Source organism: Azonexus sp. (assembly GCF_030824335.1).
GTDB lineage: Bacteria > Pseudomonadota > Gammaproteobacteria > Burkholderiales > Rhodocyclaceae > Azonexus.
This window is the reverse complement of sequence record NZ_JAVBXX010000003.1, coordinates 1-17,935: the sequence shown is the minus strand read 5'-3', so window position 1 is coordinate 17,935 and position 17,935 is coordinate 1. Positions and strand designations below refer to the sequence as shown.

General features: G+C 56.7%; 19 protein-coding genes and 1 tRNA gene. 16 read left to right on the top strand and 4 right to left on the bottom strand.

The features are described from left to right. Nucleotides 1–55 precede the first annotated feature (55 nt). The 14 genes from thrS (at nucleotide 56) to rpoS (ending at nucleotide 11,204) form a co-directional block, all read left to right on the top strand. Entirely contained in the window at nucleotides 56–1,972 is a 1,917-nt protein-coding gene (thrS, locus tag RCI20_RS00160) for a threonine--tRNA ligase (protein ID WP_306602416.1), read from the top strand. Between the two features lie 25 nt (nucleotides 1,973–1,997). After that, on the top strand, nucleotides 1,998–2,525 hold the full coding sequence (gene infC, locus RCI20_RS00155; RefSeq protein WP_306602686.1) for a translation initiation factor IF-3: 528 nt from the start codon (nucleotides 1,998–2,000) through the stop codon (nucleotides 2,523–2,525). 99 nt (nucleotides 2,526–2,624) lie between these two features. After that, entirely contained in the window at nucleotides 2,625–2,822 is a 198-nt protein-coding gene (rpmI, locus tag RCI20_RS00150; RefSeq protein ID WP_306602415.1) for a 50S ribosomal protein L35, read from the top strand. 11 nt (nucleotides 2,823–2,833) lie between these two features. Further along, complete coding sequence (gene rplT, locus RCI20_RS00145) at nucleotides 2,834–3,193, top strand: 50S ribosomal protein L20 (protein ID WP_306602414.1); 360 nt, start codon at nucleotides 2,834–2,836, stop codon at nucleotides 3,191–3,193. Between the two features lie 94 nt (nucleotides 3,194–3,287). Beyond that, nucleotides 3,288–4,334 carry a phenylalanine--tRNA ligase subunit alpha gene (gene pheS / locus RCI20_RS00140; protein WP_306602413.1) on the top strand — a complete coding sequence of 349 codons (1,047 nt, stop codon included), beginning with the start codon at nucleotides 3,288–3,290 and terminating at the stop codon, nucleotides 4,332–4,334. Beyond that, nucleotides 4,331–6,715: a phenylalanine--tRNA ligase subunit beta gene (gene pheT / locus RCI20_RS00135; protein WP_306602412.1), complete on the top strand. Its 2,385-nt coding sequence runs from the start codon at nucleotides 4,331–4,333 to the stop codon at nucleotides 6,713–6,715. The genes pheS and pheT overlap by 4 nt, the downstream gene beginning before the upstream one ends. A gap of 16 nt (nucleotides 6,716–6,731) precedes the next feature. Beyond that, a complete protein-coding gene (locus tag RCI20_RS00130) occupies nucleotides 6,732–7,034 on the top strand; it encodes an integration host factor subunit alpha (RefSeq protein WP_306602411.1) in 303 nt (100 codons plus the stop codon). Then, the gene (locus RCI20_RS00125; RefSeq protein WP_306602685.1) at nucleotides 7,018–7,395 is read left to right on the top strand and encodes a MerR family transcriptional regulator; all 378 of its coding nucleotides are present in this window, start codon (nucleotides 7,018–7,020) and stop codon (nucleotides 7,393–7,395) included. The genes RCI20_RS00130 and RCI20_RS00125 overlap by 17 nt, the downstream gene beginning before the upstream one ends. A gap of 35 nt (nucleotides 7,396–7,430) precedes the next feature. After that, nucleotides 7,431–7,507, top strand: a tRNA-Pro gene (locus RCI20_RS00120). Between the two features lie 105 nt (nucleotides 7,508–7,612). Next, the gene (locus tag RCI20_RS00115; protein ID WP_306602410.1) at nucleotides 7,613–7,930 is read left to right on the top strand and encodes an H-NS histone family protein; all 318 of its coding nucleotides are present in this window, start codon (nucleotides 7,613–7,615) and stop codon (nucleotides 7,928–7,930) included. A 3-nt stretch (nucleotides 7,931–7,933) separates the two neighbouring features. Continuing rightward, on the top strand, nucleotides 7,934–8,674 hold the full coding sequence (gene surE, locus RCI20_RS00110; protein WP_306602409.1) for a 5'/3'-nucleotidase SurE: 741 nt from the start codon (nucleotides 7,934–7,936) through the stop codon (nucleotides 8,672–8,674). After that, the gene (locus RCI20_RS00105; protein WP_306602408.1) at nucleotides 8,671–9,333 is read left to right on the top strand and encodes a protein-L-isoaspartate(D-aspartate) O-methyltransferase; all 663 of its coding nucleotides are present in this window, start codon (nucleotides 8,671–8,673) and stop codon (nucleotides 9,331–9,333) included. Before surE ends, RCI20_RS00105 begins: the two co-directional genes overlap by 4 nt. Then, nucleotides 9,330–10,247 (top strand): peptidoglycan DD-metalloendopeptidase family protein, encoded by a 918-nt coding sequence (locus RCI20_RS00100; RefSeq protein ID WP_306602407.1) that lies wholly within the window; start codon nucleotides 9,330–9,332, stop codon nucleotides 10,245–10,247. Before RCI20_RS00105 ends, RCI20_RS00100 begins: the two co-directional genes overlap by 4 nt. Nucleotides 10,248–10,277: 30 nt before the next feature. Next, nucleotides 10,278–11,204, top strand: a complete 927-nt coding sequence (rpoS, locus tag RCI20_RS00095) for an RNA polymerase sigma factor RpoS (RefSeq protein ID WP_373691447.1) — start codon at nucleotides 10,278–10,280, stop codon at nucleotides 11,202–11,204. A 9-nt stretch (nucleotides 11,205–11,213) separates the two neighbouring features. Here the strand turns inward: rpoS and mltB are convergent, their stop codons facing one another. From mltB to RCI20_RS00075, 4 genes are read right to left on the bottom strand one after another with little or no spacing between them, the layout of a single operon-like run. Continuing rightward, nucleotides 11,214–12,236, bottom strand: coding sequence for a lytic murein transglycosylase B (mltB, locus tag RCI20_RS00090; protein ID WP_306602405.1), 1,023 nt, complete (start codon nucleotides 12,234–12,236; stop codon nucleotides 11,214–11,216). After that, entirely contained in the window at nucleotides 12,233–14,179 is a 1,947-nt protein-coding gene (locus tag RCI20_RS00085; protein ID WP_306602404.1) for a DUF3488 and transglutaminase-like domain-containing protein, read from the bottom strand. Before RCI20_RS00085 ends, mltB begins: the two co-directional genes overlap by 4 nt. After that, nucleotides 14,176–15,129 (bottom strand): DUF58 domain-containing protein, encoded by a 954-nt coding sequence (locus tag RCI20_RS00080; RefSeq protein WP_306602403.1) that lies wholly within the window; start codon nucleotides 15,127–15,129, stop codon nucleotides 14,176–14,178. The genes RCI20_RS00085 and RCI20_RS00080 overlap by 4 nt, the downstream gene beginning before the upstream one ends. A gap of 8 nt (nucleotides 15,130–15,137) precedes the next feature. Next, nucleotides 15,138–16,037: a MoxR family ATPase gene (locus RCI20_RS00075; protein WP_306602402.1), complete on the bottom strand. Its 900-nt coding sequence runs from the start codon at nucleotides 16,035–16,037 to the stop codon at nucleotides 15,138–15,140. A gap of 173 nt (nucleotides 16,038–16,210) precedes the next feature. On the opposite strand from RCI20_RS00075, the gene RCI20_RS00070 reads away from it, so the two are divergent. Both RCI20_RS00070 and RCI20_RS00065 read left to right on the top strand, forming a co-directional pair. After that, on the top strand, nucleotides 16,211–17,137 hold the full coding sequence (locus tag RCI20_RS00070) for a histone deacetylase family protein (protein ID WP_306602401.1): 927 nt from the start codon (nucleotides 16,211–16,213) through the stop codon (nucleotides 17,135–17,137). An 85-nt stretch (nucleotides 17,138–17,222) separates the two neighbouring features. Further along, a partial coding sequence (locus tag RCI20_RS00065; RefSeq protein WP_306602400.1) for an aspartate kinase occupies nucleotides 17,223–17,935 on the top strand: 713 nt, incomplete at its 3' end.

The window sequence follows — 17,935 nt, the reverse complement described above, 5'->3', positions numbered from 1 at the left end:
TCATCTAAAAAGTGCGGCTCAGTCCGCACTTTTTTTTCGTCCAGAGAATCCTGTCATGCCCGATATCAAACTTCCCGATGGCTCTATTCGTTCCTTCGAGCAGCCGGTTACCATCGCCGAGGTGGCGGCCAGCATTGGTGCCGGCTTGGCACGTGCGGCGCTGGCTGGCAAGGTTGACGGTCAATTGGTTGATACCTCTTTTTTGATCGAGAAAAATGTCGATTTAGCCATTGTGACCGATAAGGACGCTGATGGTCTGGCGTTGATCCGCCATTCGACGGCCCACTTGCTGGCATTTGCGGTGAAAGAGCTCTTTCCGGATGCACAGGTGACCATCGGTCCTGTCGTTGAAAACGGTTTTTACTACGATTTTGCCTACAAGCGCCCGTTTACCCCGGAAGATCTGGTGGCTATCGAAAAGCGCATGGCTGAGTTGGCGAAGAGGGATATCCCGGTCAGTCGTGAAGTCTGGAATCGCGACGATGCAGTGAATTTCTTCCTTGGTCAGGGCGAAAAATACAAGGCCGAGCTGATTGCCGCAATTCCTGCCGATCAGCAGGTGTCGCTGTACCGCGAAGGCGATTTCATCGACCTCTGTCGTGGCCCGCACGTGCCATCGACCGGCAAGCTCAAGGTGTTCAAGCTGATGAAGGTGGCCGGCGCTTACTGGCGTGGCGATCACCGCAACGAACAGTTGCAGCGTATCTACGGTACCGCCTGGGCGAAGAAGGAAGACCTCGACGCCTACCTGCACATGCTCGAAGAGGCCGAAAAGCGCGACCACCGCCGCCTCGGCAAGCAGTTTGACCTGTTCCACATGCAGGACGAGGCCCCAGGTCTGGTCTTCTGGCATCCCAAGGGCTGGTCGGTGTGGCAGGAAGTCGAGCAGTACATGCGCAAGGTTTACCGCGACAACGGCTATCAGGAAGTCCGTTGCCCGCAGATTCTCGACAAGTCCCTGTGGGAAAAGTCGGGGCACTGGGAGCATTACAAGGACAACATGTTCACGACCTCGTCGGAAAACCGCGACTACGCGGTCAAGCCGATGAATTGTCCGGGGCATGTGCAGGTCTTTAATTCGGATCTGCGTTCCTATCGCGAGCTGCCGCTGCGCTACGGCGAATTCGGTTCCTGCCACCGTAACGAGCCGACCGGCGCCTTGCATGGCCTGATGCGTGTGCGCGGCTTTGTCCAGGATGATGGTCATATCTTCTGCACTGAAGACCAGATTGAAGCTGAAGTGACTGCGTTCAATGCGCTGGTCAAGCAGGTTTATGCCGATTTTGGCTTCAATGACGTCGCTGTTAAGCTGGCTTTGCGTCCGGAAAGTCGTGTTGGTTCCGATGGTGTTTGGGACAAGGCCGAGGATGCGCTGCGCTGCGGTCTGCGCGCTTCCGGTCTGGAATGGACAGAGTTGCCGGGCGAGGGCGCCTTCTATGGTCCGAAGATCGAATTTCATATCAAGGATGCGATCGGTCGTTCCTGGCAGTGTGGCACGATGCAGGTCGATTTCTCGATGCCGGGTCGTCTTGGTGCCGAATACGTTGCCGGCAATGACGAGCGCAAGGTGCCGGTGATGTTGCACCGGGCGATCCTTGGTTCGCTTGAGCGTTTCATCGGCATCTTGATCGAGAACTTTGCCGGGGCCTTGCCGCTGTGGTTGGCGCCAGTGCAGGCCGTGGTGCTGAATATTTCGGAAAAGCAGGCGGATTATGCTGCGGATGTTGCGCAAAAGCTGCACCGGGCGGGCTTCCGGGCCGAGGCGGATTTGCGCAACGAGAAGATTACCTATAAAATTCGAGAACATAGCTTGAACCGGCTGCCTTATCAGCTCGTTGTTGGTGACAAGGAGAAGTCGGACGGACTGGTGGCCGTGCGTACACGCGGCGGTCAGGATCTCGGGCAGATGACTGTCGAGGCACTGGTCGGGCGACTTCAAGGGGAAGTTGCCGCGCGGAGTGGCACGGCTTAATTATTGATATTTCGGGGGTTTTACCATCGCTCAGAACAAGGCCCATCGTTTAAACGATGAGATTACAGTGCCGGAGATCCGTCTCCAGGGTGTGGAAGGTGAACAGTTGGGCATCGTCAGCGTTCGCGCCGCGTTGCAAATGGCTGAGGAGGCTGGTGTTGATCTGGTTGAGATCGCACCAACGGCAAAGCCTCCGGTCTGTCGCATCATGGATTACGGCAAGTTCAAGTATCAGGAACAGAAGCGCGCCCACGAAGCCAAGTTGAAGCAGAAGCAGGTGCAGGTCAAGGAAATCAAGCTGCGCCCAGGTACTGACGAAAACGATTACCAGATCAAGCTCCGGAATATGACGCGTTTCCTTGATGAAGGTGACAAGGTCAAGGTGACCTTGCGCTTCCGGGGGCGCGAAATGGCGCACCAGGAATTTGGTATGCGCCAGTTGGAAAGAATTCGGGCTGATGTCGACGCCATTGGGGCGGTCGAGCAGATGCCAAAAATGGAAGGGCGCCAGATGATCATGATCATCGCGCCAGCCAAGAAGAAAACAGTGTAATTAGAAGTTCTGTTGTACCTAGTAGTTATAAGTGCTTTCGGGTAGTGCAAGCGTTCCCGCCGGGAACCACCTGACAGCATGTCATTAAGGAGCATCAAAATGCCCAAGATGAAGACCAAGAGCGGCGCCAAGAAGCGCTTTTCGGTCCGCGCAGGTGGTTCCATCAAGCGTGGTCAGGCCTTCAAGCGTCACATCCTGACGAAGAAGACCACCAAAGTTAAGCGTCACCTGCGTGGTGCCGTTTCGGTGAACGAACGTGATGTCGCATCCGTTCGCGCCATGTTGCCGTACGCGTAAGGAGATAGCACATGTCCAGAGTTAAACGTGGTGTAACGGCTCGCGCCCGTCACAAAAAAGTCCTGGCCCTGGCCAAGGGTTATCGCGGTCGCCGCAAGAACGTCTATCGCGTCGCCAAACAGGCGGTGATGAAGGCTGGTCAATACCAGTACCGTGACCGTCGTCAGCGGAAGCGTCAGTTCCGTTCCCTGTGGATCGCCCGTATTAATGCTGCAGCTCGTGAGCTGGGCATGAAGTACAGCACCTTCATGAATGGTCTGAAGAAGGCCAACATCGAAGTCGACCGCAAGGTTCTGGCCGATCTGGCTGTCTTCGATCAGCCGGCTTTTGCTGCCCTGGCTGCACAAGCCAAGGCCAAGCTCGACGCCTGAGCGAAAGCTTGAAGAAAAAAAGGAGGCGCAAGCCTCCTTTTTTGTTGGTGGCGTTTTTTCGTTGGTTAGTCGGTAGTTATGTTGGTACAAGTGCATGGACAATCTCGATCAGATCGTTAGCGAAGCGCAAGCCGCCTTTGCTGCCATTTCCGACCCGGATGCGCTGGAACAGGTCAAGGCCCGTTTCCTCGGCAAGAGCGGTCAGATTACCGAACTCCTGAAAGGCTTGGGCAAGCTGCCCCCCGAGGAGAAGAAAACCGCCGGTGCGGCAATTAATGTCGCCAAGACGGCAGTTGAAAATGCGCTCAATAAGCGCCGCGAAGCGATTCGCAAGGCGGCGTTGAATGCACGCCTGGCCGAAGAGGCCCTGGATGTCACGCTGCCCGGACGCGCTGAAGCGCGCGGTGGCCTGCATCCGGTAACGCGGACGCTGGAGCGTATCGAATCCCTGTTTGCTTCCATTGGCTTCGAAGTCGCCGATGGCCCGGAAATCGAAGAGGATTTCCACAATTTCACCGCGCTGAATACGCCCGAGGATCACCCGGCGCGTTCGATGCACGACACCTTCTACTTGCAGAACCCGGACGGCTCGCTGGCCGACAAGGTGCTGCTGCGTACGCACACCAGTCCGATCCAGGCGCGTTACATGCAGGCGCATGTGGCGAAGTACGGTCAGCTGGAAAAGATGCCGGAAATCCGCATCATCGCGCCGGGCCGCGTCTATCGGGTCGATTCCGACGCGACCCACTCGCCGATGTTCCACCAGGTCGAAGGCCTGTGGGTCGGCGAGAACGTCTCCTTCGCCGACCTGAAGGGCGTCATTGCCGATTTCCTCAAGAGCTTCTTCGAAACCGACGACCTGACCGTGCGTTTCCGCCCGTCCTTCTTCCCGTTCACCGAACCGTCGGCCGAGATCGACGTCGCCTTCATGAGCGGCGCGCTGAAGGGCCGCTGGCTGGAAATTGCCGGTTGCGGCATGGTCCATCCGAACGTGCTGAAGATCGCCGGCATTGATCCGGAGAAGTACACCGGCTTCGCCTTCGGCTTCGGCCCCGACCGTCTGACCATGTTGCGCTACGGCGTCAATGATCTTCGCCTGTTCTTTGAAGGCGACCTGCGTTTCCTGAGGCAATTCGCATGAAATTCTCCGAATCCTGGCTGCGTACCCTCGTCGATCCCAAGCTGACGAGCGAGGAGCTTTCCCATTTGCTGACCATGGCCGGCCTTGAAGTCGAGGAACTGGACCCGGTTGCCCCGGCTTTCGACAGCGTGGTCGTTGCCCATGTGCTGGAAGTCGTCAAGCATCCCGATGCTGATCGCCTGAACGTCTGCAAGGTTGATACTGGCAGCGGCACGCCAACCACCATCGTTTGTGGTGCGCCGAATGTCGCCGTCGGCCTCAAGGTGCCGTGCGCGCTGCCCGGCGCTCAACTGCCTGGCGATTTCACCATCAAGATTGCCAAGGTACGGGGCATCGAGTCCTCGGGCATGCTGTGTTCGGCCAAGGAACTGGGCATCGCCGAAGAGGCTGCCGGTTTGCTGATCCTGCCGGCCGACGCACCGGTTGGTCAGTCCATTCGCCAGTATCTCGATCTCGACGACAACCAGTTCGAGCTGAAGCTGACGCCGAACCGTGCCGACTGCCTGTCGCTGCTCGGTATCGCCCGTGAAGTTGGCGCCATCACTGGCGCGACGACCAGTTTGCCGGTCGTGCCGGAAGTACCGGCGACCATCGCCGATCTGCGTGCCGTCGTGCTCGACGCACCGGAAGCCTGTCCGCTGTATTGCGGTCGTGTGGTGAAGTCTGTTGACGCCAAGGCGCTGACGCCGGAATGGATGAAACGCCGGCTGGAACGCAGTGGCATCCGCGCGATCTCGGCGCTGGTCGATATTACCAATTATGTGATGCTCGAACTTGGCCAGCCGCTGCACGCCTTCGACAACACGAAGCTGGAAGGCAGCGTGCATGCCCGTTTGGCGAAGCCGGAAGAAAAGCTGCTGCTGTTGAACGAGCAGACGATTGCGGTCGACGCCGATATTTTGATGATTTCCGACGACGTCAAGCCGCTGGCTATGGCAGGCATCATGGGCGGCGAGGAGAGCGGTATCACGCTGGAAACGAGCGAATTGTTCCTCGAATCCGCCTTCTTTGCGCCGAAGGCCATTGCTGGCCGAGCCCGTCGCTACGGTTTCGGTTCGGATGCCTCGCACCGCTTCGAGCGAGGCGTCGATTTCGGCGGTACACGCCGCGCCATCGAGCGTGCGACACAACTGATCCTGGAAATCTGCGGTGGTCAGGCTGGCCCGGTGGTCGAGGCCAAAGCGGCATTGCCGGCGCGTCCGCCGGTACGCTTGCGCACCGCCCGCGCTGAAAAGGTACTCGGTTTGCCACTTGGCGCCGAACGCATTGCTGGCCTGTTCAAGGGTCTGGCTTTGTCCTTCGAGCAGCAGGGTGACGATTTCCTGGTGACGCCGCCGTCGTGGCGCTTCGACATGGAGATCGAAGAAGACCTGATCGAGGAAATCGCCCGCCTGTACGGTTACGACAACATCCCGTCGCCGGCCCCGCGTGGCCGCCTGAAGATGCAGTTGCAGCGCGAAGCGCAGCGCCCAGCATTCCGGGTGCGCCAGATGCTGGCCGACCGTGGCTACCAGGAAGTGGTCAATTTCGCCTTCGTCGAGGAAGGCTGGGAAGCCGATTTTGCGGCGAAGACCGAAGAAGCCGACCTGATCCGCCTGGCCAACCCGATTGCCAGCCAGATGGCGGTGATGCGGTCGACGCTGTTCGGCGGCCTGATTGCCAATCTGGTGACCAACCTCAAGCGCAAGCAGAACCGCGTCCGCCTGTTCGAAGTCGGTCGTACCTTCCACCGCGATGCGGCAGCGCAGCCGGTACAGGGCTTTCACCAGCCGTGGAAGCTATCCGGCCTGGCTTTTGGCGGTGCCTTGCCAGATGGTTGGGCGAGCGATGGTCGCAAGATCGATTTCTTCGACGTCAAGGGTGATATCGAGGCTTTGCTGGCGCCGGCCGCGCTGCGTTTCGAGAAACTCGTCCATCCGGCGCTGCATCCGGGACGGGCAGCGCGTGTCTTGCTTGATGGTCGTGACATCGGCTGTGTCGGTGAGTTGCATCCGGAATGGGTGCAAAAATACGAGTTGACCGCTGCACCGGTACTGTTTGAGCTTGAATTCGAGGCGCTCAAGGGAGTTGTTGTTCCTGCTTACACTGAGGTTTCGAAATTTCCGGCAGTGGTGCGCGACTTGGCTGTTGTGGTCGACCGTGATCTTGCGCTTCAAGCCCTTTTTGATGGCTTGAAAAATGATTTGCCGGCCTTGGTTAAAGACCTTCAATTGTTCGATGTTTATGCAGGAAAAGGAGTTCCGGAAAACAAGAAAAGTCTTGCGTTACGGATAGTTATGCAAGATACTCAACGTACTTTGCAAGATCCGGAAGTTGATGCTGCGGTGCAGCAACTGATAGCCTGTCTGGAGAAGACGTTTGGCGCCCAACTGCGAGCCTGACGAAAGATTGAATAAGATGACGCTGACCAAAGCCGAACTCGCCGACCTGCTGTTCGAGAAAGTAGGACTCAACAAACGCGAGGCCAAAGATATGGTCGAGGCCTTCTTTGAGGAAATTCGTAACTCTCTGGAAACGGGGGATGGCGTCAAGCTGTCCGGGTTTGGGAATTTTCAGCTGCGTGATAAACCCCAGCGCCCAGGACGTAACCCCAAGACCGGGGAGGAAATTCCTATCACGGCGCGTCGTGTGGTGACTTTCCATGCGAGTCAAAAATTGAAGTCTGATGTTGAGCTTGCTTTCGATGGAATTGCGGCCTAAAAGTCCGGGCAGCGAAGATCTGCCCCCCATTCCTGCCAAGCGTTACTTCACCATCGGTGAGGTCAGCGAGTTGTGTGGTGTCAAACCGCACGTGCTGCGTTATTGGGAGCAGGAGTTCAATCAGTTGAAGCCGGTCAAGCGCCGTGGAAATCGACGTTATTATCAGCACCACGAAGTGCTGCTTGTCCGTCGGATTCGCGAGCTTCTTTATAATCAAGGGTTTACGATTAGTGGTGCGCGTAATCGCCTTGATGAGGGAGGGGCTGTTGAGCGGTCAGCGGTAGAGATTGGTGATGAAGTACAAATGTCTGCCAGCCTGCGTAGCGAATTGAAGTCAATAATCGAGATGTTATCGGTTTGAATTTGCTGGGTTTGGCAGTATAATGATCGGCTTGTCGGGGCGTAGCGCAGCCTGGTAGCGCACTTGCATGGGGTGCAAGGGGTCGCGAGTTCGAATCCCGCCGCCCCGACCAAAAACATAGAAAACCGGCTTAGGCCGGTTTTTTTATTTATATATTGAAAAACATATACAGACAAATTAGATTACGCCACTGATATTTGTTTTTCTTGGGGGTATTATGGATTTGTCTTCGCTTTCGTTGATTGAGTTGCGTGATTTGCAGCAGCAGATTCCTGCAGAACTAAAACGCCGTGAAATTGTTGAAAAAGCAAATGTGCTCAGTGAAATGCGAGCTTTAGCCAAGGCGCGCGGATTCTCTATCGAAGATTTTCTGGGCAAGGAAGTAAAAGACAAGGTTTCCACTGGCGTGAAGGTCAGGGTTAAGTACCGTCATCCGCAGAATGCGGAACTTGAGTGGACTGGCCGCGGGCGCAAACCGAAGTGGGTTGAGGCTTGGCTGGCCGCTGGTTCTTCTCTGGATGCTCTGTTGGTTTGATCTATGAGAATCTTGCTCAGTAACGACGATGGTTATTTTGCTCCCGGTCTTGCTGCTTTAGCCGAAGCATTGTCCGGCTTGGGTGAAATCATAGTTGTCGCGCCTGAGCAGAATCGTAGCGGGGCCAGCAACTCCTTGACTTTGGATCGGCCGTTGATGCTGAAACAGGCGGCCAGCGGGTTTTTTTTCGTGAATGGTACGCCGACGGATTGTGTTCATCTGGCGGTGACCGGAATGCTGGATTCCTTGCCTGATATTATTGTTTCCGGGATTAATTCCGGGGCCAATATGGGTGACGACACCATTTATTCCGGAACGGTGGCTGCTGCCACTGAAGGTTATTTGCTCGGTATTCCTTCGATTGCCGTTTCCATGACCAGCTTCGCCGGGCTTAATTACACTACAGCCGGTCGTGTTGCGCGTGAATTGGTCGAGCGGTATGTCAATAATCCGATTCCGGGTCCGGTATTGTTGAATGTGAATGTTCCCGATATTCCCTACGAGCAATTGACCGGTATGGAGGTGACCCGCTTGGGGCGCCGCCATAAGGCAGAACCGGTGGTTCGCATGACTTCCCCGCGTCAGGAAACAATGTATTGGATTGGTGCAGCTGGTGCTGCGGCCGATGCTGGGCCGGGAACGGATTTCTACGCGGTTGAACAGAAGCGCGTTTCGGTGACTCCCCTGCAGATTGATCTGACGCATATGAATCAGTTATCTGCCATTCGTCAGTGGATTCAATGACAGCTCACGGTCTGCAAGGGATAGGCATGACTTCGCAGCGGACGCGGGCGCGGATGATTGAGCGTTTGCGTGAAAAGGGTATCCGCAATGAAACTGTGCTCATGGCCATGGCAGCAGTGCCTCGACATGTTTTCGTCGAGGAGGCTCTCGCTTCCCGCGCCTATGAAGATACGGCGCTTCCGCTTGGCATGGGTCAGACCATTTCACAGCCTTTTATCGTTGCCCGGATGATCGAACTGCTACTTAATGGACGTCCGGCATTGGGCAAGACATTGGAGATCGGGGCTGGTTGTGGTTATCAGGCCGCTGTTCTGGCTCAGTTGAGCAAGGATGTCTATGCGGTCGAGCGTTTGGCGCCCTTGCTGGAAAAAGCCAAGGCCAACATGCGTGTTCTCCAGCAGTTCAATGTCCGTCTCAAACATGCTGACGGTCATTTTGGATTGCCTGAGGCTGGTCCATTCGACAGTATTATCGTTGCTGCTGCTGGCGCTGGTATTCCACCTGATTTACTCCGGCAACTCGCTCTTGGTGGGCGCATGGTCTTGCCTGTCGGCGGGCAGGAGCAGTATCTTTGTCTCGTTGAACACACCCCCAACGGCTTTACGGAGATGCGACTTGACCCGGTTCGGTTTGTCCCTTTGCTCCCTGGAACACAATGATCAAAGTATTTTTCCTGCTTTCTCTGCTGTTTTCACTCGCCGCCTGTACGCAAGCGCCAGCGCCGACTGTTGATCGTTCGCCGACGGCTCTGGCGCGTGCGGCTGGGCCGGGGGAGTATCTGGTCAAGCGGGGCGATACACTTTACCGAATAGCCCGCGAAAATGGGTTGGATCATCGGGAGTTGGCCGCGCTCAATAATATCGATAACCCATCAGCCTTGCGCGAAGGTCAAATCCTCCGCCTGCGCACAGTCGTTCAAGGGGCAAGCGCGCCAGCCAGCGCGCCGATGGCTATACCGGTCGGTAGCGCTAGCGCTATTGAGTCCAGGCCGCTTGATGCCTCTCCCTCGCTTACCGCTGATAGCCGACCGAACGGAACGATACAGGACCCCAAAGGGGGGAAGCAGCCTTATTCCGATGAGGCGTATGCTCGTTTGAGTAATCTGGCGCCGGCTACCTTGCCTGCCGTTCCAGTGGTTGCGCAAACGCCGGTCACCGCTACGCCACCTGCACCTGTATCCGAGTCCGCCGGGCCGGCTCAGGTAGAAGGCGTTGTTTGGGCCTGGCCGAGTTCGGCAAAAATCAAGACGGGTTATAACGAGGCAGGTAACAAGGGGATCGATTTCGCCGGCAAGCTGGGTGATCCGGTGCTTTCAGCCGGGGAGGGCAAAGTGCTTTACGTTGGCGATGCACTGGCCGGTTACGGAAAATTGGTGATTGTCAGGCACAGTACAGAGCATCTTTCTGTCTACGCCCACAACAGCAAGATTCTTGTCAAAGAGGGGCAGGCGATCAAGATCGGACAGAAAATTGCCGAGAAGGGCAGTACTGGAACCGACAGCGTCAAATTGCATTTTGAGATCCGCAAACAGGGTAAGCCGGTTGATCCGATGCCCTTCCTGCCCAAGCGGTGAGTTTTGGTAATGGGTGTCAGCGAAGAGGAAATCGAAGAAACTGCCGGACAGCCTGAGCTTGATGGTTGCGAGGCGTCATTTGACGCTAGCAGCAAACTTGAAGTCTCGGCGGGTGAGCATGGTTTGCTGGAGGATGTTACTCAGCTTTACCTGAATGAAATCGGTGCGAAACCCCTGTTGACCCCGGAAGAAGAGCTGGCTACTGCCCGCTTGGTATGTGCTGGTGTTTTTTCTGCCAGACAGAAGATGATTGAGCACAATTTGCGGCTCGTCGTAAACATCGCCAAACACTATCTGAATCGCGGTATTCCCTTGCTTGATCTGATCGAGGAGGGCAATCTGGGTCTGATTCATGCGTTGGAAAAATTCGATCCCGAGCGGGGGTTTCGTTTTTCCACTTATGCGACCTGGTGGATTCGCCAAAGTATAGAGCGCAGCATAATGAATCACTCACGGACGATTCGTTTGCCTGTGCATGTGGTCAAGGAAATCAACGTGGTGCTGCGGGCGATGCGACACCTGGAGTCGGCCGATAGCCGCGAAGCGACGATCGAACGCGTGGCTTTGTTGATTGATCGTTCGGCAGACGATGTGCGGCGCATCCTGTCGTTGAACGAACATATTGCGTCTCTTGATGCGCCTCTGGATATCGATCCCAATCACACGATGGCGGAACTGATTGCCGACGATTCGGGTGGCGGTGATCCTGAGTCCTTGCTGCAGTCCAGCGAAATCGGCTCATTGCTTGACGACTGGCTGGCACAACTGACGGAGCGTCAGCAGCAAGTTATTGAACGCCGTTATGGTTTGAATGGCGCTGATGTTGCGACGCTTGATGCCATCGCGCTCGATTTATGTCTGACCCGGGAACGAGTTAGACAGATTCAGATGGAGGCGCTTGATCATTTGCGCCGGATCATCAAGCGCGGCAATATTTCCCGCGACTCCGTGTTGTAAATTCTGCGGTCAACGCTGGTTCATGGCTGTTTTTTCGTCACCCGTTAAAGGCATGCGACGGCGGATTTCTTCGGACAGTTGGAATACCGACATGGCGTAGAAGCTGGAGCGGTTGTAGCGGGTGATCACGTAAAAATTCTCGAAGCCCAGCCAGTATTCGGTATCCCTTCCAGGTGAGACAAGATCGACCAGTGTTACGGTAGATTCCGGCGCGGCGTTTGCTTTGATGCCACGCAGGAACAGATCGCCAGCTTTCAGGCTGGGACGAATGCCGGCTTCGATCAGCGAGGCATCCGGTGTGCCGGGCAATTTGGCCGGGATGGCGACAGGTTGCCCGGCCTGCCAGCCATGTTGTTCGAGAAAGCGTGCCACACTGCCGATGGCATCTTCCAGGCTGTTGCTCAGATCGATGCGTTCGTCGCCATCGAAATCGACGGCATAGCGTCGCTGGCTGCCCGGCATGAATTGAGGAATCCCGATGGCACCGGCAAATGATCCTTTGACGGATAGCGGGTCCAGTCTGTTTTCACGGCTTAGCAGCAGGAATTGTTCAAGTTCGCTGCGGAAAAAGTCGGCCCGTCGGGGATATTGAAAGGCCAGCGTGGCAAGTGCTTCCAGAACGCCAAAATTTCCGGTGTTTTTGCCGTAGACGGTTTCGATGCCAATGATGGCAACGATGACCTCTTCTGGAACCCCATAGAGCGCGCGCGCCCGGGCCAGGGTAAGGGCATTCTCCTGCCAGAAACGAACGCCGCCATTGATGCGTTGTTCGTTGATGAAACGTGGTCGATAACGTTCCCATGACCGTTGGGTCGGCGAAGCCGGTGGTGCAATCAGTTGCAGCACTCGGCTGTTTGTCTGGGCAGCCGAGAATTGGTTGATCAGCGCCGTGGCATCGAAGCCATGTCGTTTTTCCAGGTCTTGGGCAAATGCAACGGCCTCGGGCAAATCGGCAATGCTGCTGGCGGTTGGGCCGGCAATGGCCATCCGGGCGCCAATGGCGAGGGCGAGAGCGGCAAGAATCTTGGTCAATCGGGTCTCCGTCGGGGTAGGCTGGCTACGGCTGCACGCAACGCAGCAAGGTGTTCGGTATTATCGGGTGCATAGCGGGCCAGCAAAAAATGTCGTACTACGGGTTCCATCTGCGGTATCAACGCCGGTTGCTTTGCCTGCAGGCGTTCAACAAGTGCCATTGGCGTTTCCCAAGGCGCGCAGTCTACCCCGGTTTTGCGTAATGCACGACGCCACAGGCGTATTTCCGGGGCCTCCGGTTTTGCGTTGTGCAGTGCCCACAACATGATCAGTATCAGGAGTGCACCGCATGCGATACCCAACGCAATGACCAGGTTGCGCCAGTCGGCTTCGGGTAGGCCGAGCCGGGATAGTAGTTCCAGCTGACGTTTGGCGTCGTAACCCAGTACTTGCTGATTCCAGGTGTTGTTGATGGCTTCCCAACGATGGCGCATGTCGCGTAACCATCCACCATGCATCTGCATGAAAATCGGTAGAGGCTCACCTGAGGGCAGTGCTTCGACAATGCCGTTGGTGATTCGGTCAGGGGCAACGACGGATGTCGGGTCGACCCTTATCCAGCCTCTTTTTTCCAGCCAGACCTCGGCCCAGGCATGAGCCTCCGATTGTCGTACAACGAGAAAACCATCGCGTGGATTCATCTCGCCCCCTTGGTATCCACCGATTACCCGGGCCGGAATACCCGCGCTGCGCATGAGTACGACAAAGGCCGTCGCATAGTGCTCGCAGAAGCCGCGTTTGCTTTGGAACAGGAAGTCATCGATGCTGTTGGGGCCGAGCAGGGGGGGCTGCAAGGTATAGACGAACGCCGGATCGGAAAACCACCGCAAAGCTTGGTTGACGATAGCTTGCGGATTACCGAGTGTGGCGCGCCACTCCTCGGCCATGGCGCGTGTTTTTGGATTGTTGCCCGGTGGAAGCTTGAGGTTGTGGCTCAATACGCCAGGTGACTCATCTGTATTCAACTGATAATTGAGCGCTGAGGAAATCCGGAAGTTCTGGCGCGTGTTTACCATTTTTTGTGCCAAAGCACTTAGCCGGCCATCAAGTGCCGCATCTGCCGGCAGGCTAACCGGTGCATCAAGGGCTAGCAGCCAGCGTTGGTTGTGTGCTTCCAGCGTGGTTTCGTAGGCAGTCACATCGCCTGTGTGCTGGATTGTTTCCGCACGACGTCTGCCCATTGACTGACGCCAGGTCGTTCCATCAAAGCTCTCCAGTACCGGACCACGCCAGTACAGTTGATGGCGCTGCGGGACGGGGCCAGCGAAGCGCACCCGGAAAGCAATTTCACCGCTTTGCACCAGGTTGGCGATGCTGCCGGGTGACATGCTGTCGGACAGGCCGGTTTTTCCGCTGTAAGCATCCTGGGGCATGCCCCAGAGTGGTCCGGATATCCGCGGGAAGAGCAGGTACAGCACGAGCATGAAAGGCAGCGACTGGAGCAGCAGTTGACCGGCGTAGTGCATATTCTCCTTGGCGCTCATTGCTGTCGCATGCAAGCGGATCAGGGTTGCCGTGACCAGCCACAATGCAACAAGCAGCCAGGCTCCGGTGAAGATGCTTTGCGAATAAAAATAATGCGTCAGCAGCAGGAAGTAGCCGAGCATGAGGAGCACGATAGCGTCGCGTCTGCTGCGCATTTCAAGCAACTTCATGGCCATGAAAATGACCAGCATGGCAACGCCTGGATCACGCCCGAACGGGCTACGGAACTCGCTCAGGATACCGACGCAACAACCGACGACAAGCAGCAGCAACAGCCAACGTTTTGGTTGGCGCCGGTCTTGTCGCCAGAGCCAGGTGGCCCAAAGGAAAAATGTGCCGCTTAATACCGACAGCCAAAGGGGAAGATGCGTGACATGCGGTAGCGTTGTGACCAGTGCGCTGACAAATAGCCAGGGGGGCACATCACGGGCCAGGTTTTCCTGATGCGCTGTGCTCATGGGGAAAAAAGCGCCAGTGCTTCGAGGCAGCGCTCCGAGTGGGATTGGCCGTTGGCGGCGGGAATCTCCCGGCCCGGCAAGCGCAGACCGTAAGTCAGATTCAGGCCGTTGGCTTCGAGTACCCAGCCGGCGAGGATGGAGAGACGGGTTTCGACGGACTGTCCCGGATCGGTTGCAGACCAGTCAAGGCTGAGTTCGGCATCGCTTCCACCTGCGAACAGCTTGATCAGCAAAGGACGCTGACCGTTATTGCGGGCGCTGGCTTTCCAGGCGACGTGGCGCAAGGCGTCGGCCGGTTGGCGTTCGCGGAAACCGGCAAAATCCTCCTGCCCACCAAGCCCGTGGCTGGCGTTGCCTTTGGTTGGTAGCGTGCTTTCCGGCAGTGTCGTGGTGATCGGTTGGGGATAGGCCAGGCAGCGCATGGCTGGCTGTAAATAACTCCACGCAGTAAATAAACCGAGTGGATAACGGGTGGACAGATGGATACGTGGCAATGTCAGCCAGCCGCGTTGCCGGGCTGGTAGTGGTACCAGGATTTTTGCCTGATCGTGGCCGTTGACCGCAATAACGCTGCTCAGTCCTTTTTCTGCGGCGAAATTGAGGTCGCGTCGCGGTGTAGGGCGATTGTTGTCGATGATCAACTCAAATTGGGCTGTTTCACCGACAAAAACCGGCGTACAGCGACCTGCTGTGATGCCCAGGCCGTGCAGGTTGCGAAAAGTGTGCACCATGCCAGTCAGGCCGAGCCCGGCCAAAAGGAAGACCAACGCATGACCGAGTGCCAGATTGTAGTTTATGGCGCCAAGCAGCATGACCACCAAGGCCAGGGAATACAACAAGCCGCCCTGTGAAGGGAGGATGAAGATACGCCGCTGATCAAGGCGAATGGGGGCTGTGCCGTCGGTTTTCCAACGGAACAAGCGTTGCTGCAGATTATCGATCAGGCGCACGGTAAGACTCAGGGAATGGCAACGCGTTTCAGCAGGCTGTCGATATCCGTGCTGCTGGCCTGGTTGCCGCCTTGGGCCGAAGAGAGTCGGTGACGGGCGACTGACGGAAACACTGCCTGTACGTCATCGGGTAGCACCATGTCACGTCCGGCCAGCCAAGCCCAGGCGCGAGCTGCTGCCAGCAAGGCCAAGCCGGCTCGCGGCGACAGGCCATGACGGAATACCGATGTGTGACGGCTGGCTTCGACCAAGGCTTGAACATAGTCGATCAGTGGCGGCGCGGCGTATAGATCGGCAACTTCTCGTTGCAACTGCGGTAGTTGTTCCGGTGTCAACAGGCTATCCAATTGCTCAGCCCGGGTGCGCCGACCGCCGGAAGTCAGTAGTGCGCGCTCCGCATCGCGGCCGGGGTAACCCAATTCAATGCGCATCAGGAAACGATCAAGCTGCGATTCGGGTAAGGGGAAAGTACCGATTTGATGCGAGGGATTCTGTGTGGCAATGACAAAGAAAGGGCTGGGCAGGGCGCGGGTTTCACCTTCGATGCTGACTTGCCCTTCCTCCATCGCTTCGAGCAGGGCACTCTGCGTTTTTGGTGTGGCGCGGTTGATCTCGTCGGCCAGCACGAGTTGAGAAAATACAGGTCCTTGAATGAAGCGGAAATCGCTGCGTTCACGATCAAAAATGGAAACGCCGGTAATGTCAGCGGGTAACAGGTCGGCGGTGAATTGGATACGGGAAAAATGCAGGCCGAGCAGTCGGGCCAGGGTGTGCGCCAACGTGGTTTTGCCGAGTCCCGGCAGGTCTTCGATCAGTAGGTGGCCACCGGCTAGCAGGCAGGTCGCCGCCAGTCTGACTTCGGTTTCCTTGCCCAGGATGATCTGGTTAGCAGCATTGAGGACAGGCATGAAAGCATGCGGTCGACTGCCCAAAGAGGGAGAGTTTGTTATTGCCATGAGGGGGGCCAATTTGTGGAAAGCGCTCCCAGCATATTCTAATGCTTGAAGCAGCCGGCGAAATAAGACGATAATGACAATTCGACGAGCGCCACCCAGGACGCCGCATCGCAGAGAGAGAACAAGTGACGACCACTGCCTTCATCACCCATCGCGACTGCCAGTTGCATGATATGGGCACGCATCACCCGGAATGCCCGCAACGTTTGACCGCGATCAATGATCATCTGATCGCGCAGGGGATAGATGCCTATTTTGTTTATTACGACGCGCCGCTGGCGACCTTCGAGCAGTTGCTGCGGGTCCATCCCGCTTCTCACCTCGAGCGGATCAAGCGGGCTTCCCCTGAACTCGGTGTCGTGCATCTCGACCCGGATACCGCCATGAATCCCCATACCTGGCAGGCAGCCTTGCGCGCCGCGGGCGCAGGATGCATGGGCGTTGATCTGGTGATGAGTGGTGAGTGCGAAAACGCTTTCTGTGCTGTTCGCCCGCCCGGTCACCATGCCGAAAAAGCCAATCCGATGGGCTTCTGCTTTTTCAACAATATCGGCGTGGCAGCGCGTCATGCCCTGAAAACGCATGGACTGGAGCGCGTGGCGATCATCGATTTCGACGTTCATCACGGGAATGGCACCGAAGATTGTTTTGCCGGTGATGAGCAGGTGTTGATGTGCAGTATTTTCCAGCATCCGTTCTACCCCTACAGCGGCGCTGACAAGCCCGCAGCCAACATGTGCAACGTGCCGTTGGCTGCCGGGAGCGGCGGAGAGGAATTCCGCGATGCCGTCATGCAGGTGTGGACGCCCCGCCTCAAGGAATTCAAGCCGCAGATGATCTTCATCTCTGCCGGCTTCGACGGCCATTACGAAGATGATATGGGCGGGCTGAAACTGGTCGAGAAGGATTTCGCCTGGTGTACCGATCATCTGAAAAAGCTTGCTGCGGAATTGTGCGACAAGCGCATCGTCTCGATGCTTGAAGGCGGTTACGTGATGACCTCGCTGGCGCGCAGCGTTGGTGCGCATTTGCGTGTGCTGGCAGATTTGTAATTACTGCTTTCTTTGGAAAAAAGCCGGGCTGGGTTAAAATCCGGCCCTCTTTTTTCATGTTTCCAACGTTTTTACGGATAAATCCATGGCGTTGATTGTTCAGAAGTACGGCGGCACTTCAGTCGCCAATCCCGAGCGCATCAAGAATGTTGCCAAGCGGGTTGCCAAGTTCCAGGCACAGGGTCATCAGGTGGTTGTGGTTGTTTCTGCGATGAGCGGCGAAACCAACAAACTGATTGCACTGGCCAAGGAAATGCAGGCAACACCCGATCCGCGCGAACTTGATGCGGTTGTCTGTACCGGTGAGCAGGTCACCACGGGCCTGTTGGCCATGGGCCTGAAAGCGATTGGCGTAGATGCCAAGAGTTATACTGGCGCACAGGTCAAGGTATTGACGGACAGCACCTTTACCAAAGCCCGCATTTTGTCGATTGACGAAGCCAATATTCGTCGCGACCTCGATGCCGGCAAGGTGGTCATCGTCGCCGGCTTCCAGGGCGTAGACGAACACGGCAACATCACGACGCTCGGTCGCGGTGGCTCGGATACCTCAGGCGTTGCGTTGGCGGCTGCGCTGAAGGCCGACGAGTGTCAGATCTACACCGACGTCGATGGCGTCTACACGACCGATCCGCGTGTCGTGCCGGAAGCCAAGAAGCTCGATACCATCACCTTCGAAGAGATGCTGGAAATGGCCAGCCTCGGCTCCAAGGTGCTGCAGATCCGCTCGGTCGAATTCGCCGGCAAGTACAAGGTCAAACTGCGCGTTCTTTCCAGCTTCCAGGACGAAGGGGAAGG

Excerpts from the sequence above, each read along its gene's own strand:
- thrS (WP_306602416.1), top strand. The coding sequence starts at position 56 with ATGCCCGATATCAAACTTCCCGATGGCTCTATTCGTTCCTTCGAGCAG.
- rpmI (WP_306602415.1), top strand. The coding sequence starts at position 2,625 with ATGCCCAAGATGAAGACCAAGAGCGGCGCCAAGAAGCGCTTTTCGGTC.
- rplT (WP_306602414.1), top strand. The coding sequence starts at position 2,834 with ATGTCCAGAGTTAAACGTGGTGTAACGGCTCGCGCCCGTCACAAAAAA.
- pheS (WP_306602413.1), top strand. The coding sequence starts at position 3,288 with ATGGACAATCTCGATCAGATCGTTAGCGAAGCGCAAGCCGCCTTTGCT.
- pheT (WP_306602412.1), top strand. The coding sequence starts at position 4,331 with ATGAAATTCTCCGAATCCTGGCTGCGTACCCTCGTCGATCCCAAGCTG.
- RCI20_RS00130 (WP_306602411.1), top strand. The coding sequence starts at position 6,732 with ATGACGCTGACCAAAGCCGAACTCGCCGACCTGCTGTTCGAGAAAGTA.
- RCI20_RS00125 (WP_306602685.1), top strand. The coding sequence starts at position 7,018 with ATGGAATTGCGGCCTAAAAGTCCGGGCAGCGAAGATCTGCCCCCCATT.
- RCI20_RS00115 (WP_306602410.1), top strand. The coding sequence starts at position 7,613 with ATGGATTTGTCTTCGCTTTCGTTGATTGAGTTGCGTGATTTGCAGCAG.
- surE (WP_306602409.1), top strand. The coding sequence starts at position 7,934 with ATGAGAATCTTGCTCAGTAACGACGATGGTTATTTTGCTCCCGGTCTT.
- RCI20_RS00105 (WP_306602408.1), top strand. The coding sequence starts at position 8,671 with ATGACAGCTCACGGTCTGCAAGGGATAGGCATGACTTCGCAGCGGACG.
- RCI20_RS00100 (WP_306602407.1), top strand. The coding sequence starts at position 9,330 with ATGATCAAAGTATTTTTCCTGCTTTCTCTGCTGTTTTCACTCGCCGCC.
- RCI20_RS00085 (WP_306602404.1), bottom strand. The coding sequence starts at position 14,179 with ATGAGCACAGCGCATCAGGAAAACCTGGCCCGTGATGTGCCCCCCTGG.
- RCI20_RS00075 (WP_306602402.1), bottom strand. The coding sequence starts at position 16,037 with ATGCCTGTCCTCAATGCTGCTAACCAGATCATCCTGGGCAAGGAAACC.